At 43.7% G+C, this 15225-nt stretch carries 17 protein-coding genes and 1 tRNA gene; 10 read left to right on the forward strand and 8 right to left on the reverse strand.

Annotated elements, in window-relative coordinates:
• The 4 genes from PLH26_RS12865 to PLH26_RS12880 form a co-directional block, all read left to right on the forward strand.
• Window positions 1–448, forward strand: a 448-nt coding sequence (locus PLH26_RS12865; RefSeq protein ID WP_324586432.1) for a heme exporter protein CcmB, incomplete at its 5' end; no start/stop codon positions are given.
• 57 nt (window positions 449–505) lie between these two features.
• Window positions 506–1174 (forward strand): cytochrome c biogenesis protein CcsA, encoded by a 669-nt coding sequence (ccsA, locus tag PLH26_RS12870; protein ID WP_324586433.1) that lies wholly within the window; start codon window positions 506–508, stop codon window positions 1172–1174.
• Window positions 1167–1394, forward strand: a complete 228-nt coding sequence (locus PLH26_RS12875; protein ID WP_324586434.1) for a CcmD family protein — start codon at window positions 1167–1169, stop codon at window positions 1392–1394. Before ccsA ends, PLH26_RS12875 begins: the two co-directional genes overlap by 8 nt.
• 58 nt (window positions 1395–1452) lie before the next feature.
• Window positions 1453–2871, forward strand: coding sequence for a Glu/Leu/Phe/Val family dehydrogenase (locus PLH26_RS12880; RefSeq protein WP_324586435.1), 1419 nt, complete (start codon window positions 1453–1455; stop codon window positions 2869–2871).
• Window positions 2872–2963: 92 nt separating this feature from the next.
• Here PLH26_RS12880 and PLH26_RS12885 read toward each other — a convergent pair.
• From PLH26_RS12885 to PLH26_RS12920, 8 genes are all read right to left on the reverse strand, one after another.
• Window positions 2964–3038: transfer RNA gene (locus PLH26_RS12885), tRNA-Val, on the reverse strand.
• 339 nt (window positions 3039–3377) lie between these two features.
• The gene (gene mtaB / locus PLH26_RS12890; RefSeq protein ID WP_324586436.1) at window positions 3378–4661 is read right to left on the reverse strand and encodes a tRNA (N(6)-L-threonylcarbamoyladenosine(37)-C(2))-methylthiotransferase MtaB; all 1284 of its coding nucleotides are present in this window, start codon (window positions 4659–4661) and stop codon (window positions 3378–3380) included.
• Between the two features lie 101 nt (window positions 4662–4762).
• A complete protein-coding gene (locus PLH26_RS12895) occupies window positions 4763–5074 on the reverse strand; it encodes a response regulator (RefSeq protein ID WP_324586437.1) in 312 nt (103 codons plus the stop codon).
• Window positions 5041–5169 (reverse strand): helix-turn-helix domain-containing protein, encoded by a 129-nt coding sequence (locus tag PLH26_RS12900; protein WP_324586438.1) that lies wholly within the window; start codon window positions 5167–5169, stop codon window positions 5041–5043. Before PLH26_RS12900 ends, PLH26_RS12895 begins: the two co-directional genes overlap by 34 nt.
• Before the next feature lie 120 nt (window positions 5170–5289).
• The gene (gene lon, locus PLH26_RS12905) at window positions 5290–7698 is read right to left on the reverse strand and encodes an endopeptidase La (RefSeq protein WP_324586439.1); all 2409 of its coding nucleotides are present in this window, start codon (window positions 7696–7698) and stop codon (window positions 5290–5292) included.
• Between the two features lie 151 nt (window positions 7699–7849).
• On the reverse strand, window positions 7850–8446 hold the full coding sequence (locus PLH26_RS12910) for a porin family protein (protein WP_324586440.1): 597 nt from the start codon (window positions 8444–8446) through the stop codon (window positions 7850–7852).
• A 191-nt stretch (window positions 8447–8637) separates the two neighbouring features.
• Window positions 8638–9885 (reverse strand): metallophosphoesterase, encoded by a 1248-nt coding sequence (locus PLH26_RS12915; protein WP_324586441.1) that lies wholly within the window; start codon window positions 9883–9885, stop codon window positions 8638–8640.
• A gap of 292 nt (window positions 9886–10177) precedes the next feature.
• Entirely contained in the window at window positions 10178–10723 is a 546-nt protein-coding gene (locus tag PLH26_RS12920) for an NADPH-dependent FMN reductase (RefSeq protein WP_324586442.1), read from the reverse strand.
• Window positions 10724–10839: 116 nt separating this feature from the next.
• Here PLH26_RS12920 and PLH26_RS12925 point away from each other — a divergent pair, with 116 nt between their 5' ends.
• The 6 genes from PLH26_RS12925 to PLH26_RS12950 all read left to right on the forward strand — a co-directional run.
• Complete coding sequence (locus PLH26_RS12925) at window positions 10840–11523, forward strand: metal-dependent hydrolase (protein ID WP_324586443.1); 684 nt, start codon at window positions 10840–10842, stop codon at window positions 11521–11523.
• A gap of 86 nt (window positions 11524–11609) precedes the next feature.
• Window positions 11610–12437, forward strand: a complete 828-nt coding sequence (locus PLH26_RS12930; RefSeq protein ID WP_324586444.1) for a ParA family protein — start codon at window positions 11610–11612, stop codon at window positions 12435–12437.
• Entirely contained in the window at window positions 12415–13338 is a 924-nt protein-coding gene (locus tag PLH26_RS12935; protein WP_324586445.1) for a ParB/RepB/Spo0J family partition protein, read from the forward strand. Before PLH26_RS12930 ends, PLH26_RS12935 begins: the two co-directional genes overlap by 23 nt.
• A gap of 13 nt (window positions 13339–13351) precedes the next feature.
• On the forward strand, window positions 13352–14023 hold the full coding sequence (locus tag PLH26_RS12940; RefSeq protein ID WP_324586446.1) for a DUF5683 domain-containing protein: 672 nt from the start codon (window positions 13352–13354) through the stop codon (window positions 14021–14023).
• 38 nt (window positions 14024–14061) lie between these two features.
• Window positions 14062–14778, forward strand: coding sequence for a 4-hydroxy-tetrahydrodipicolinate reductase (gene dapB / locus PLH26_RS12945; RefSeq protein ID WP_324586447.1), 717 nt, complete (start codon window positions 14062–14064; stop codon window positions 14776–14778).
• Window positions 14779–15013: 235 nt separating this feature from the next.
• On the forward strand, window positions 15014–15225 hold a 212-nt coding region (locus PLH26_RS12950; RefSeq protein WP_324586448.1), incomplete at its 3' end, for an RrF2 family transcriptional regulator.

Genomic DNA, 15225 nt, shown 5'->3' on the forward strand with positions numbered 1-15225 from the left:
GCAGGAAACCAAAGGAAGGATGCTGTATTTTTACGCCATTGCGGGAGCGCAGCATTTTATTATTGCCAAGTTGCTCTACAATACCTTCATCATGCTGCTGATGAGTTTAATCAGCCTGGTACTTTTTCGTGCGCTCCTGGGCAACCCACTGGTAAATTTCTGGCAATTTACCGGCATAGTATGTATCGGATCGGTAAGCCTGAGCCTTGTATTTACCATGCTGGCTGCCATTGCGGCAAAAGCGCAGCAACAGGCTTCATTAATGGCGATCATGGGCTTTCCGATCATCATTCCCCAATTGCTGCTGCTGATGCGGATCTCCAAAGCCGGTTTGGGAGAAGCATTCCAGGCAGGGGCTTTAGCCGATATGGTTTGGCTCCTCTGCGGCTTAGACGCGCTGGTTATGATAATGGCCATCATCCTTTTTCCATTTTTATGGAAAGATTAAACGCATTGCCTGTTCATTAAAATGATGTAGGTTTGCGGCATTAAATAATAAAAAAGGATGAAAAGATCCTGGTGGAAGATACTCTGCATTGTTCTATTGATTTACGCATTGCTTGGCGGTCTTTTGATGGGAGTACCCAGAAAAGCCATACTGAATGAAACCATACGGAATATTTATTTTCATGTGCCCATGTGGTTTGGTATGATGGCGTTATGCGGCTGCTCCGTATACCACTCTATCCGTTTTTTGCGAAATCCCGATTTATTGAGCGACATCAAAGCAGCTTCGTATGCCTCAACCGGCATGTTGTATGGTATACTCGGTATTGTTACAGGTGCCATATGGGCCAATTATACGTGGGGCAAGCCATGGAGCAACGACATCAAGCAAATTGGAGCAGCGATAGCTTTATTAATATATGCGGCTTACTTTGTATTAAGAAATTCCATCACAGACATTGATAAACGGGCAAGAGTAGGCGCAGTATACAATATATTCGCTTTCGTCATGCTGCTGCCTGCATTGTGGATCATTCCCCGTATGATGGAGTCACTGCACCCCGGTGGCATGGGAAACCCCGGCGCCGATCCCAGGGACATGGACACACGAATGCGGATGATCTTCTGGCCGGCTGCTGTACCGGGCTTTATACTTTTGGGTATCTGGATCAGTACCATCATCATCCGGTTTCGTAAAATAGAAGATAAAAACCTTTTACATGTTTAATTTATCTGTAAAAAAGATACTCTTTGCTGTACTGTTATTTGTTGCGGCACAATGTGTTTATGCCCAGGAAAAAGTGGAAATGGCGGATGGATTACGCAGCAACGGAAAGATTTATGTGGTAGTGGCCGTGCTTGCGGTCATTTTTATTGGATTGCTCCTTTTTTTGATAAGCATTGACAGAAAAGTAAGCCGGCTGGAAAAAGAAAATCAAAAACAATAATTTTCTCTGCCCGGGGTTACTATTGCATTCACGATTGGAACCTTAAAAACATTGCTATATGTCTACTCACCAGGAGTATAGTTTCTTCGATGCTGTTTTAGCAAGTTTCGACAAAGCCGCAAAATTTACAACATGGGACCCCGGAATACTGGAACAGATCAAACAATGCAATTCGGTATACCGGATGCACTTCCCCGTTAAAATAGGCGACAAAATTGAGGTAGTAAAAGCCTACCGGGTGCAACACTCTCACCATAAAACACCCTGCAAAGGAGGTATAAGGTTCTCCACCACGGTAAACCTTGATGAAGTAATGGCCCTGTCAGCGCTAATGACCTATAAGTGCGCTATTGTAAACGTTCCTTTTGGAGGAGCCAAAGGCGGTATCAATATTGATCCCAAAAAATATACGCCCTATGAACTGGAAAAAATTACCCGGCGCTATACCCATGAGCTGATCAAAAAGAACTTTATCGGCCCCGGTACCGATGTTCCTGCGCCGGATTATGGTACAGGTGAAAGAGAAATGTCGTGGATATTGGATACGTACACGAGCATGAAACCCGGTGAAATTGATGCCCTGGGTTGTGTAACCGGGAAACCCGTTACGCAGGGCGGCGTACGCGGACGAAGAGAAGCAACCGGTTTGGGTGTTTTTTACGGCATAAAGGAAATATGCTCTATGCCGGACATGATGGAAAGAGCTGGGTTACCCAAAGGCATTAAAGGAAAACGGGTGGTTGTGCAGGGGTTGGGTAATGTGGGCTATCATGCCGCTAAATTTTTTCGCGAAGGGGGTGCTACGGTAGTTGCGTTAGCAGAATTTGAAGGTGCGATTTTTAAAGAGGATGGATTAAATGAGGAAGAAGTATTGAAGCACCGGAAAAAGGAAGGCACCATCCTTAATTTTCCCGGCGCAACCAATATTCTCCATTCGCAGGATGCGCTGGAACTGGATTGTGATATTTTAATACCGGCTGCACTGGAAAATGTAATTAACGGCGAAAATGCACCCCGTATTAAAGCCAAAATAATAGGTGAAGCCGCCAATGGTCCGCTTACCCCTGAAGCAGATGAAATTTTTATAAAGAAAGGCACATTGGTGGTGCCCGATATGTACCTCAATGCAGGAGGTGTAACCGTAAGTTATTTTGAGTGGCTAAAAAACCTGAGTCACGTGAGGTACGGCAGAATGGAAAAGCGGTTTACCGAAAACCAAAACAGCATTATACTCACCCAGATAGAGGACCTGACCGGCAAGGAAGTAAATGCAAAGGAGCGGGAGATCATTATGCACGGGCCCGATGAAGCGGACCTGGTATACAGCGGGCTGGAAGAAACCATGATCGGCGCTACCAGGGAAATAACAGATGTCTGGAAAAGCAATCCCACCATTCCGGATATGCGTACTGCGGCCTATGTGGTAGCGATAAACAAAGTGGGTACCAGCTATGCGGAACTGGGGATATTTCCGTAAGCCTGCCAGCCGTTTTCATACTCCTTTGAAATGTTTAAAACAGTATAAAAAGCAAAAAGGGCTCCATTTTTATGAAACCCTTTCCTGTATTGTGGGAGCACACGGGTTCGAACCGCGGACCCTCTGCTTGTAAGGCAGATGCTCTGAACCAGCTGAGCTATGCTCCCAATATTTTTTAGAACTTTTTTCTTGTGTCAGCGACAGACCCTCTGCTTGTAAGGCAGATGCCCTGAACCAACTGAGCTATGCTCTCTTTATGTTTAGAACTTCCCTGTTTTATAAGGGAGTGCAAAGATAAGAGATGAATTGTTTCGGCAAAATTTTTTTCCGTTTCTGTATTATAAAAATCATAAACCACTCTAAAACCTGTTTTTCTCCACTCCTAATTCAATAACACCGCCGGGAGCCTGTGCAATTGCCTGTTAACTGCATTCAATTCTTCAATTTCAAATTCCCAATATTTGTACAGGGCGGAGCCCGAAAGCCGCTTGTTAAAAGATTGCCCTCTATATCGTCCACTCAACGATGCTGTTCATTATTTCTTCCCGGTAAGGCGCAGCAATTCTTATATAATTGTCTGTATACCCTTCCATCATGCCGTTTTTATGCGAACTTTCAAACAATACTTTGCGGGTTTGTCCGGAGTGCTGTTTCGTAAAATATTGCATCTTCATATACGATAAATTCCGTAATGTTTTATTGCGCTGGTGCCTGGTGTGCACGGGAACTACGGGCTTAATGGCAAGCGCCGCCGTATTGTCTCTTTCGGAATAGGTAAAAACATGTAGATAGGAAATATCGAGCCCGTGCAAAAAATCGAAGGTGTTTTTAAAATCTTCTTCTGCTTCACCGGGGAAGCCCACAATTACATCGGCTCCAATGCAGCAATGCGGCATCAATGATTTGATGGTTGCTACCCTGTCTGCATACCATTCGCGCTTGTATCTGCGGCGCATTAATCCCAAAATGCGGTTGCTTCCACTTTGCAGCGGAATATGAAAATGCGGCATGAACTTTTTACTATCTGCCACAAAGGATATAATGTCATTGGTAAGCAGGTTGGGTTCTATTGAAGAGATGCGGTAGCGCTCCATCCCTTCCACCTGCTCCAGTTGCTGTACAAGTTGAAAGAAGTTCTCATTCCTTCTCATACCTTTATCTACTGCTGTTCCATTAATACCGAAATCGCCCAGGTTAACGCCTGTTAATACAATTTCCTTCACCCCTTTTTGCGCCAGCTCTTTTGCGTTTGTAACCACATTGGCAATTGTATCGCTCCTGCTTTTACCCCTTGCCATAGGTATGGTGCAAAACGAACAATTGTAACTGCAGCCGTCCTGTACTTTTAAAAAAGTGCGGGTGCGGTCGTTTAGCGAAAATGAACTGTTGAACCCTGATATTTCTTCAATATCGCAACTGGATATTTTTGCGGAATCGCCCTTGGATAATTCTTTAAGATGAGCGGCTATGTTAAATTTTTCCGCGGCGCCCAATACCAGGTCCACACCCTTTATTTCCGCAATTTCTTTGGGCTTTAACTGCGCGTAGCATCCTGTAATAACTACAAGGCTTTGTGGTGATCTGCGCTGGATACGGCGTACCAGCTGGCGGCATTCCTTATCGGCATTATCGGTAACAGAGCAGGTATTGATCACGTATACATCAGCTATATCCTCAAACGCTTTTTTCTGAAACCCTTCACCCTCAAGCATGCGCGAAAGGGTGGATGTTTCGGCGAAATTGAGCTTGCAGCCCAGTGTATGGAAAGCTACTGTTTTTGAAATACCCATAAGGGCGCAAAGATACTTGAATTGCAGAAAATGAAAAAAGGGTACCCCGGGCAGGCCGCCAGAGACATCTTAATTTACCGGGGATGCAATGAACCGGGGCATTACTGATCATTTCCATACTTCATCCCTCTGCCTATAAAAATCTTTCCATTGTATACTTCATCAATCGCCTGCATAAGATCTTCTGCAACGGCATATTTAAACACATAGCCCTTCGCTCCGGCGTCCATCATTTTTTTAATATACACAGGTGAAGTATGAAAAGAAACACAGATCACTCTAACTTCGGGATGGTCAAGAGATAGTTTTTGGGTGGTTTCAATGCCCGAAAGGGGCTTCATATTGATATCAATCAGCACAATATCCGGCAGTAATTCCTTTACTTTTTTATAGCTTCTTCGCCATTGGCGCATATTCCTACCACATTGATGTTTTCATGGTTTTGAAGAAAGAGCGCCCAGGCATTTCTGATTTCGGGATGGTCATCGGCAATCACAACTTTGATCATGTCTGGTGTATTTAAGGTAACTATTATACAATAGTCGTATAAATACGTAGAAAAGTTCCCATCAGACAAGAAAAATATTGAAATTGCCTTTATTATATTACCAAACATCAATGATATAGCCTAAACCAGGCTCAGATCCAGCACCTGCTGCATGTTCTTAACATAGTGAAATTTCATGCCTTTAATAAAATCTGAATTGATTTCCTGTACATCTTTTTCATTTTGCCAGCACATCACCACTTCTTTCATGCCTGCACGTTTGGCGGCGAGTATTTTTTCCTTTATACCGCCAACGGGCAATACCTGTCCGCGGAGGGTAATTTCTCCTGTCATCGCCAGGTATGGTTTTACTTTACGCCCCGTAAGCGCCGAGGCAATAGCGGTCATCATGGTAATGCCGGCACTGGGTCCGTCTTTGGGCACCGCTCCTTCGGGAACATGTATATGAATGTTCTTTTTTTGAAACGCCTCGGGATCTATACCATATTTCCGGGCATTCGACTGGAGGTAAGTTAATGCCGTTGTAGCACTTTCTTTCATCACATTACCCAGGTTACCCGTGAGCTTCAGCTCGCCTTTACCATCGCTCTGAGTGGTTTCAATGAATAAGATGTCGCCCCCTACATATGTCCAGGCCAACCCAACCGCTACCCCGGCCATATTGGCTATCTTGTACAGATCGTTGCTATACTTTGGCCTACCCAGTATCCTTTCTACATCTTTTATAGTAAGACTGGGCTTCAGCTTTTCTTTTATAGCATATTCTTTGGCTAAGGAACGCATAATGGAAGCCAACTGCCTGTCCAGCTCCCGTACCCCGCTTTCCCTCGTATAATCTTCAATTATTTTTTCCAAAACACTATCGCCCACCTTTATATTCAGGTTCTTTAAGCCATGGAGCTCTTTTTGCTTGGGAAGAAGATGCCGTTTGGCTATCTGTACTTTTTCTTCAACCGCATACCCGTTAAGATCAATGATCTCAAGCCTGTCTCGCAACGCCGGCTGAATATGCTGAATATCATTGGCGGTTGCAATAAACAATACTTTGCTTAAATCGTATTCGAGTTCAAGATAATTATCGTAAAAAGTATGGTTTTGTTCGGGATCCAGCACTTCAAGCAAGGCAGAAGAGGGGTCACCGCGGAAGTCGCTTCCTACTTTATCTACCTCATCCAAAATAATTACCGGGTTACAGGATCTTGCTTTCCGTATAGACTGGAGGATACGTCCGGGCATGGCACCGATATAGGTCTTGCGGTGTCCCCTGATCTCGCTTTCGTCATGTAAACCGCCGAGGCTAAGCCTCACATATTTCCGGTTCAATGCCGCTGCAATACTCCTTCCCAGAGATGTTTTTCCAATGCCCGGAGGCCCCACAAAACAAAGAATGGGACTTTTCATATCGCCCTTTAATTTTAACACCGCCAGGTATTCCAGCAGGCGCTCCTTTATTTTGTTCATGCCGTAATGGTCCCGATCGAGGATCTTTTTGGCTTTTCCAAGATCATAAGAATCTATGGTTCCCTCATCCCAGGGCAGTTCCAGCATCAGGTCAAGGTGATTGTATACCACAGAATAGTCGGGCGTGGAAACATGCATGCGTTCCAGCTTTTCTATACCTTTCTTAAAGGCTTCCTTTGCAGCATCCGGCCATTTTTTAGCATCTGCTTTTTTCTGCATTTCTCTTATCTCCCTTTCATTAACATCTCCACCCAGTTCTTCCTTTATGCTTTTTAATTGTTGCTGCAGAAAATATTCCTTTTGCTGCTTATCCAATTCCGTTTTGGTGCGGTTGGTCAACTGGTTCTTCAATTCTGCAAACTGCAGCTCCCGGTTAAGCAGGTGCATTAATTTTTCGGCCCTTACTTTTATATCATTCATTTCAAGCAGGTCCTGCTTTTCTTTTAGATCGCTGCTGATATTGCTGCTTACAAAGTGAATAAGGAAAGAAGGATTCTCAATATTCTTTAAAATAACGGAAGCCTCGGAAGGCATATTGGGCGAAAGGAGGATGATCTGCGCCGCAAGGTCCTTTATAGAGCTTACAGTTGCAGCAAAATGCTGGTCGTTGTCCATATTCACCTTATCTTCTTCCAGCAAACGTATGGTAGCTTTAAAATAAGGATCTTCAACGGTGATCTTTTCTATGGCAAACCTTTTACGCCCCTGGATGATGATGGTTGTTCCTCCGTCGGGCATTTTTATGAGCTTGATTATTTTTGCTACCGTGCCTGTAATTTCAAGATCATTTACTTCCGGGTCTTCTATCGTACTGTCTTTTTGCGCTACAACGCCTACCAGTTTGTCAGTCCTGTATACATCGTTTACGGCTTTTATAGACCGGTCCCTGCCAACCGTTATGGGTAAAACCACCCCGGGAAACAAAACGGTATTGCGCAGAGGCAACAAGGGCAATTCGGATGGAATGCTGATCTCGTCTGTATTTTCAGCTTCATCTTCATTCAGGGGGATGATGGGCATAAACTCCATTTCATCTTCAGGTCTCAAAAAAATATCGCTTCTTTTCATAATCTTCCGTTCAAAAGTCAATATGACATCTTTTCAAAGCCAACTCGCTCAGAAAAGCTTTGCTAATACCTTGGTCAAGTATAATGCCAGTAAAAAAACAAAAAATCCGGATGCAATGATCCGGATTCCTGAATAATTATTTTTTTATTTTTTAAAGCGCTATTCCAACGCCCAACTGAAGGGTCTGGCTTTTCCAGTTGTCCCGGTTGTCGATATCATTGATATTGGCTAACCCGATCCCATATCTCCCGTATACCCTCAGTTTTAAAATATTCACCTGCGCGCCGCCCACCATTGAAAAATCGCCATCTGTAAATGCTTCTTTGCCATTTTCAAGAAAGGTACTGTGATTATTCATTAAAATGCTGAACTGCGGGCCGGCCTGCAGGGTGATGAATGAAACCGGGCGGTAAGAAAGCATCAGGGGAATGCTTAAATAATTCAGCTTTACCTCTTTTAATTCATTGAGCGAAACTTTGTAAATATCCTCAAAATTGCTTGAGGTGCTGGTATTGGTTTGACTGAACAACACCTCCGGCTGGATGCCCCATTTCGGAGAGAACATAATTTCGGGTGCAACACCGAAATGATAACCCAATTGAAATTCATCCTCAAAAGATTTTCCTTCCAGCTTGCCCATATTTGCGCCGGCATGAATGGCGAGCTTAATTCCCTGTGCAAATGAAGATGAAGATGAAGCGATAAAGAAGAAGCTTAAAAAGGCTCCGAAAAAAATGATACGTTTCATACAAGGAGTTTTATGCCTTAAATCTAATCCAATATGATGCCATCTGCAATATAGGCTTCAGAGTATTTTGTTAAGTAAACGCAAGGAAAATGTTATACCTGGAGCCATCAGCTATGGACTTTCAGCATTCAGGTTTCGGGTCTTAGATTTCGTTCACTTACTACTTACCACTCACCACTTACTACTCACCCCTACGCCAGCTCAATCAATGTGATCTCCGGCAAAATACCTACCCTTCCGGGATAGCCTATAAATCCGTATCCGCGGTTGATGTACAATTTTTGCCTGTCGGCTTCGTACAACCCAGCCCATTGCTTATACACATATTGCACCGGACTCCATTTAAAGCCGGGCAGCTCCACACCAAACTGCATTCCATGGGTATGACCACTGAGCGTAAGATCAATATCACTGTATTCGGGTCTTACCTGTGCATCCCAATGACTGGGGTCGTGACTCATTAAAATTTTAAACGGATATTTTTCTGCTCCTGCATAAGCTTCATTTAACTTGCCATATTTTGGAAAGTGGGCTTTGGCTCCCCAGTTCTCTATACCCAATAAGGCAATTTGCTGCCCCTGCCTTTCCAATACCACATGTTCATTCATCAATAAGCGCCAGCCCATATTTGCCTGCAACTGCTTTAAGCGCTCCAGGTTTTGCCGTTTCTCATCTTCACTCGGCCATCGCCGGTAATCGCCATAGTCATGATTACCCAGTGTGCTGAATACGCCCATAGGCGCATTTAGCCTGGAAAAAATTTCAGTATAATCATTCATCTCACCGGCATGATCGTTTACCAGGTCGCCGGTAAACAGAATAAGATCTGCTTCCTGCGCCATGATCATTTTAACGCCATGCTCCACTGCCTTTTTATCGGTAAAGCTCCCGGAATGCACATCTGAAATATGAACCAGCTTCAACCCCTTAAAGGCTTCGGGAAGATTAGGAAAATTAAGCTTCACCTTTTTTAACTGGTAGCGGTATTTGTTAACAAACCCATACATCATTGCTGCCATCAGCCCCCCGCCAACCGCCAGCCCTAACCAACTCATGAATACCGACCTTGAAATACCTGCTGCTTTAAAAGGCTCGCCCTGCACATACTGATAAAACAGCTTTCCACCTCCCCACTGCAATACCCTGCGCAGATCATCTGCCACCAAAAAAATTACGGTCAGCGCTTTGGAAAGGAATAGCCCGATTATTGTGGCCATCCAATAGGTTCTGAAGCTCTTCGGCCAGTTGTCTAAATTAAGGTAAGGAATAAGAGCAAGCGTTAAAACAACCACAGCGCTTACCGCCCAGTATAACCCGTAAACAGTAAATTTTATTTTAGGCGTTGCCGTTTGTACCGTGAGTTTTACTGCCTGAAAAACATACAGGTCAATCAACAATATTATTATTATAAAGATCCATGAACCCGAAAAACGACGCATATTGTTATGTTTAAAAGCACCAGGAGCCAAATTAAAGGAACCAAAGAAAACCTGTCCGCCGGGGCGGATTCATAATGCCAAGCCCGAAGCCGGGGGGATGCAAAGCACCTAAAGAACAATAAATACAGAGGGTTCGTTCCTCACCCTGACAGGCAAAAGCCAGAAATCAATTACAGCCATAAACCATTAAATTAAAAAAATCCCAGCCCCATATAACGGCACCAAAAATAAAAAACAACAAGTTCAAAATTGAAACGATCCCTCTGCAACATGGAACTTGCAACCTGCATCTTCAAAACCGTATAAAATCCTCCAACTGCTCATCAATCATTTTTAATGTTGCCTCATCTGCAATATCCTTTTCACCGTTCAATAATTTGTTCACCACCGATATGGGCAGTTTATTGTGATGCACATTCATTTTCAGGTAATGCAATACGCCTGTAAGATGCTCCATCCCCCTCAGGTTGCCTGCCCTTCCCGTAGATACGCCGGTTAGCAGGGCTTTTTTGCCCCACCATACTTTTTCAATGTCGGTATTGTCTATCATAGCCTTTAATACCCCCGGAAAGCTCCCGTTATATTCAGGAGTTACAAAAATAAATTTCCGGGAAGGGATGAGCACTTCTTTTTCCAGCCGCTTCAGTTCCTCATTCCTGTTGTTAACATCCATTCCTTCCAGTGAAATAAACCGCGCCGATATTCCTTTTTTTTCAAGTAACCGCAGGTACTGCTTTGCCACTTTTATGGTATTACTCCCGGGGCGGTTGGTGCCGGAAATAATGGTATATACATCTGGTTGCATCTTAATATCGGCTACTGTGAATGAATTGTTCAATGAATATTATACCGAAACTGTATTTTTGTCAACATGTCACTGTTGATCCAGCCTTTATCCGGCAAAGATAAACCTGTTTCAGCCATCAAACTGAATTGTGGACCGTTAAATATACTATGATGCATTTTACATATTACGGGCATTCTTGTTTTGCAGTACAGATAAAGGGTAAAAAAATTCTGTTCGATCCTTTTATAACGCCCAATGATCTGGCAAAAAACATTGATGTAAACCAGGTAGCAGCCGATTATATCTTTCTTTCGCATGGACATGAGGATCATATTGCCGATTGCATAACCATTGCGGAAAGAAACAGGGCTAAAATAATCTGCAGCTATGAAATTCATGTTTGGCTTAACGACCAGGAAATTACAAATACACACCCTATGAATACCGGCGGCAAATGGGACTTTGATTTTGGAACTGTGAAATGTGTGGTGGCCCAGCATTCCGGGGGGTTGCCAGACGGCAGTTACGGCGGCAATCCTATGGGTTTTGTATTTACCAGTGAAGAGGGTAACTTTTATTATAGCGGCGACACTGCATTAACGCTGGATATGCAACTGGTTCCCCAGTACGCTAAATTGAACTTTGCCGTGCTGCCCATAGGCGATAATTTTACAATGGGTATTGAAGATGCCATTCAGGCAGCGCGTTTTGTACAATGCAACGAAATCATCGGGGTTCATTACGATACTTTCGGCTTTATTAAAATTGATCACGAAAAGGCAGTGAAAGCGTTTTCAGACCAGGAAATGAAGCTGCACCTGATGCAACCCGGTGAAACCCTTGACATTTAATGAAAAACAGCAGAAATAATAATTTACATTTGCCATTTGGCAAAACCCGGAAGTATTTTTAGTATAATAATATACGTAAACAACACATGGCAAGAATCATAGGTATAGCCAATCAGAAAGGCGGGGTAGGAAAAACCACCACCGCTATTAATTTGGCCGCGAGTTTGGCAGTGCTGGAAAGAAAAACGTTGCTGGTAGATGCTGATCCACAGGCAAACAGTACCACAGGAGTAGGATTTGACCTGCACAATGTGCAAAAAAGCCTGTACGATTGTATGGTAAACGAAACGCCGGCAAGAGATACTGTATTAAAGACCGAGATCCCCAATTTAGACGTAATTCCTTCGCATATTGACCTGGTGGGAGCCGAAATTGAAATGATCAACTATCCGAACAGGGAAAATGTGCTGAAATACATTCTTGATCCCATCAGGAGTGATTATGAATTTATTGTTATAGACTGCTCTCCTTCTTTGGGATTGATTACCGTAAATGCTTTGACCGCCGCCGATAGCGTGGTGGTGCCTGTACAGGCAGAATTTTTTGCATTGGAAGGGCTGGGAAAGTTACTGAACACAATAAAAATTGTACAGAGCCGGTTAAACCCCGAACTGGTGATAGAAGGCATTTTAATGACGATGTACGATGGCCGTCTGCGCCTTTGCAACCAGGTAGTGAACGAAGTACGGCATCATTTTGAAGAAATGGTTTTTGATACGATTATCCACCGCAATACCCGTTTAAGCGAAGCGCCAAGTGTGGGCAAACCTGCTATCTTATATGATGCGGAAAGCAAGGGATCCATCAACTACCTCAACCTTGCCAAAGAAGTTTTGCAACGCAACAATATGACAAAAATACCACAGGAAGAAAGAATCTTAACTCTTGACAATGAGCAGCACTCCAAACAATAAAAATAAAAAAGAAGCTTTGGGCAAAGGGATACGCTCCCTGCTGCAAAGTATTGATGCCGACTTAAAAACTACCAGTGGCGATCATTTGAAGGGAGGGGTGGTAGAAAAAGCCACTACTACCATACGTGTTCCTGTTGAGCAGATCGAGGTCAATCCCAAACAACCGCGTCATCATTTTGATGAGCAGGCGTTGAATGAGCTGGCGAAGTCCATTCAAATACATGATATCATTCAACCTCTAACGGTTTCCAAAACAGGCGACAAATACCGCATTATTGCCGGTGAAAGAAGGTGGCGTGCGGCTAAAATTGCAGGGTTAAAAGACGTTCCGGTATACATCAGGCAGGCCAATGATCAGCAATTGCTGGAGCTGGCCTTATTGGAAAACCTGCAGCGCGAAAACCTTAACGCTATTGAAATAGGGATCAGCTATAAGCGGATGATGGAAGAGCTGGAATATACGCAGGAGCAGGTAGCCGAGCGTATGGGTAAAGAAAGAAGTACGGTAACCAACTATATCCGTTTATTAAAGCTTCCGCCGGATATACAAATAGCAGTACGAAACAACACGATCAGCATGGGGCATGCCCGCGCCATTGTAAACGTTGATACTGTAGATCAGCAATTGTTTATTTTTAATGAGATCAAAAACAAAGGACTGTCTGTACGGCAAACAGAAGAACTTGTTCGAAAATTATATAAAACCGCTGCTGTTAAAAAACCGGTAAAAGCTGCCCTCCCCGCTCCTTTCAGGAAAATTGAAGATAACTTGGCCTCTCACTATGGTACGCGTGTAAAGATGCAGCACAATAAAAAAGGACACGGCGCCATTACCATTGAATATTTTTCCATACAGGAACTCAATACCATCCTGGAAAAAATGAATGTTCCGGCTGTTTAATGTAATCATGGATATGCGTAAGCAACACGTGCTGCTGATATTTCTCCTGGCATTTTGTACACAACTGCTAAATGCACAAAATGATACGGCCATTACAACACCAACTGCAGACAGCCTGTTAACAATGCCTGATAGTGTTATTAAGGATACATTGCCCGAAGTGGTGCCCGCCGACACTTCAAAAAAAAGAAGCCCCGCGGGTACCGCAGCGTTACTCTCTGCCATATTACCCGGTGCAGGACAGGTTTACAATAAGAAATACTGGAAGCTGCCACTTGTTTACGGCGCCCTGGCCTTCCCCACGTATACGTTCATTGATAATCTCAAATGGTTTCAGCGTACGCGGTTTGCTTTTAATGTTTTATCGGCTAAGGACACCGCCAGGTATAAAGACGTATACGTTCGGCTGCAACCCCTGGTTGAACGTGGGGATAAGTCGGGGCTTCAGAACTACCGCAATGAATTCAGAAGGAATGTGGATTATTCGGTATTGGCCTTTATTTTAATATGGGGACTGAATGTGGTGGACGCCACGGTGGATGCGCATTTGAGAGATTTTAACATTACGGATGATCTCAGCCTGCAGATCAAACCCGGATATATGCCGGTTGCCAACACGGCAGGAATAGGCATTGTGCTTAATATTGGTAAAAACCATGTTAACCGGCTTTCCCCGGCCCGTTAAATCTGTTTATCTTTGCCGCCTGAATAAATAAAGCACAGATGAAAATAGCATTGATAGGATATGGGAAAATGGGCCATGCCATTGAAGAGATCGCCATTCAGCGCAGGCACAGCATTGTATTAAAAGTTTCAATTGACAACACGGAAGACAATACAGTGGATAATATCGGCAACGCCGACGTGGCCATTGAATTTACCGGCCCCGACAGCGCTTTTGACAATATCAACAAATGTTTTGAAGCGGGAGTGCCGGTAGTATCGGGCTCTACCGGGTGGTTAAACCGCTATGAAGAGGCTGTATGGAACTGTAAAGCGCAAAATGGTGCGTTGCTGTATGCCAGCAATTTCAGCATAGGTGTGAACATTTTTTTTGAGGTCAATAAAAAGCTGGCACAATTGATGGCTGCCCAGAAAGAATATGATGTTATTATAGAAGAAACCCATCACACCCAAAAAAAAGACGCACCCAGCGGCACCGCCATTACGCTGGCCGAGCAGGTACTGGCGGTTAGCCCTTTCAAAAAACAATGGGTTAACAAAGAAACAAATAAAGCGTCAGATCTTCAGATCATCAGTAAAAGAATTGACCCGGCTGCCGGAACCCATCGTATCCAATACCATTCGCAAACAGACGATATTGAGATCATTCACACTGCGCACAACCGTTCGGGCTTTGCCCTGGGCGCCGTGCTGGCTGCTGAATTCATCTACGGGCAACGCGGCGTATTTACAATGAGCGATGTGCTGGGGCTATAATATCCCGTGTTTATCTGCGAGCAAGAGCAAACAAATACAGGCACTCACAGACAGCACGGATGTACACAGACAGGTGTAAAATTTTTTACCTGTATATTATAGTGTAAAGGAAGAGAGGGATATCCTGGTCTTTTTTCTTTTTCCTGACGAAAATCAGCCTATACTTCTTCCGGCATCATGTGCTAAATTCAGATTTTACAATTATATTGCTGTTTGTTAAAAACCGGTTAGGATTATGCTTTCTAAAAAAACCCAGTATGCTTTTAAGGCGCTCATGTATATGGCCCAGGTAGAAAAAGAAGGGCCTATACTTATTGCAGAAATTGCAAAAAAGAAAAAAATACCACTCAAATTCCTTGAAAATATACTCTTAGAATTGAAAAACGGGGGTGTATTGGATAGCAAGAAAGGTAAAGGCGGCGGCTATTTTTTTAAGGAAGCGCCCTC

The sequence above is a fragment of the Agriterribacter sp. genome, from assembly GCF_035444585.1.
In the GTDB taxonomy this organism is placed as follows: domain Bacteria; phylum Bacteroidota; class Bacteroidia; order Chitinophagales; family Chitinophagaceae; genus Agriterribacter.

Bases quoted from the DNA above. Each gene is read 5' to 3' on its own strand.
- ccsA (WP_324586433.1), top strand. From the start codon at position 506: ATGAAAAGATCCTGGTGGAAGATACTCTGCATTGTTCTATTGATTTAC.
- PLH26_RS12875 (WP_324586434.1), top strand. From the start codon at position 1,167: ATGTTTAATTTATCTGTAAAAAAGATACTCTTTGCTGTACTGTTATTT.
- PLH26_RS12880 (WP_324586435.1), top strand. From the start codon at position 1,453: ATGTCTACTCACCAGGAGTATAGTTTCTTCGATGCTGTTTTAGCAAGT.
- mtaB (WP_324586436.1), bottom strand. From the start codon at position 4,661: ATGGGTATTTCAAAAACAGTAGCTTTCCATACACTGGGCTGCAAGCTC.
- PLH26_RS12895 (WP_324586437.1), bottom strand. From the start codon at position 5,074: ATGCGCCAATGGCGAAGAAGCTATAAAAAAGTAAAGGAATTACTGCCG.
- PLH26_RS12900 (WP_324586438.1), bottom strand. From the start codon at position 5,169: ATGATCAAAGTTGTGATTGCCGATGACCATCCCGAAATCAGAAATGCC.
- lon (WP_324586439.1), bottom strand. From the start codon at position 7,698: ATGAAAAGAAGCGATATTTTTTTGAGACCTGAAGATGAAATGGAGTTT.
- PLH26_RS12910 (WP_324586440.1), bottom strand. From the start codon at position 8,446: ATGAAACGTATCATTTTTTTCGGAGCCTTTTTAAGCTTCTTCTTTATC.
- PLH26_RS12915 (WP_324586441.1), bottom strand. From the start codon at position 9,885: ATGCGTCGTTTTTCGGGTTCATGGATCTTTATAATAATAATATTGTTG.
- PLH26_RS12925 (WP_324586443.1), top strand. From the start codon at position 10,840: ATGATGCATTTTACATATTACGGGCATTCTTGTTTTGCAGTACAGATA.
- PLH26_RS12930 (WP_324586444.1), top strand. From the start codon at position 11,610: ATGGCAAGAATCATAGGTATAGCCAATCAGAAAGGCGGGGTAGGAAAA.
- PLH26_RS12935 (WP_324586445.1), top strand. From the start codon at position 12,415: ATGAGCAGCACTCCAAACAATAAAAATAAAAAAGAAGCTTTGGGCAAA.
- PLH26_RS12940 (WP_324586446.1), top strand. From the start codon at position 13,352: ATGCGTAAGCAACACGTGCTGCTGATATTTCTCCTGGCATTTTGTACA.
- dapB (WP_324586447.1), top strand. From the start codon at position 14,062: ATGAAAATAGCATTGATAGGATATGGGAAAATGGGCCATGCCATTGAA.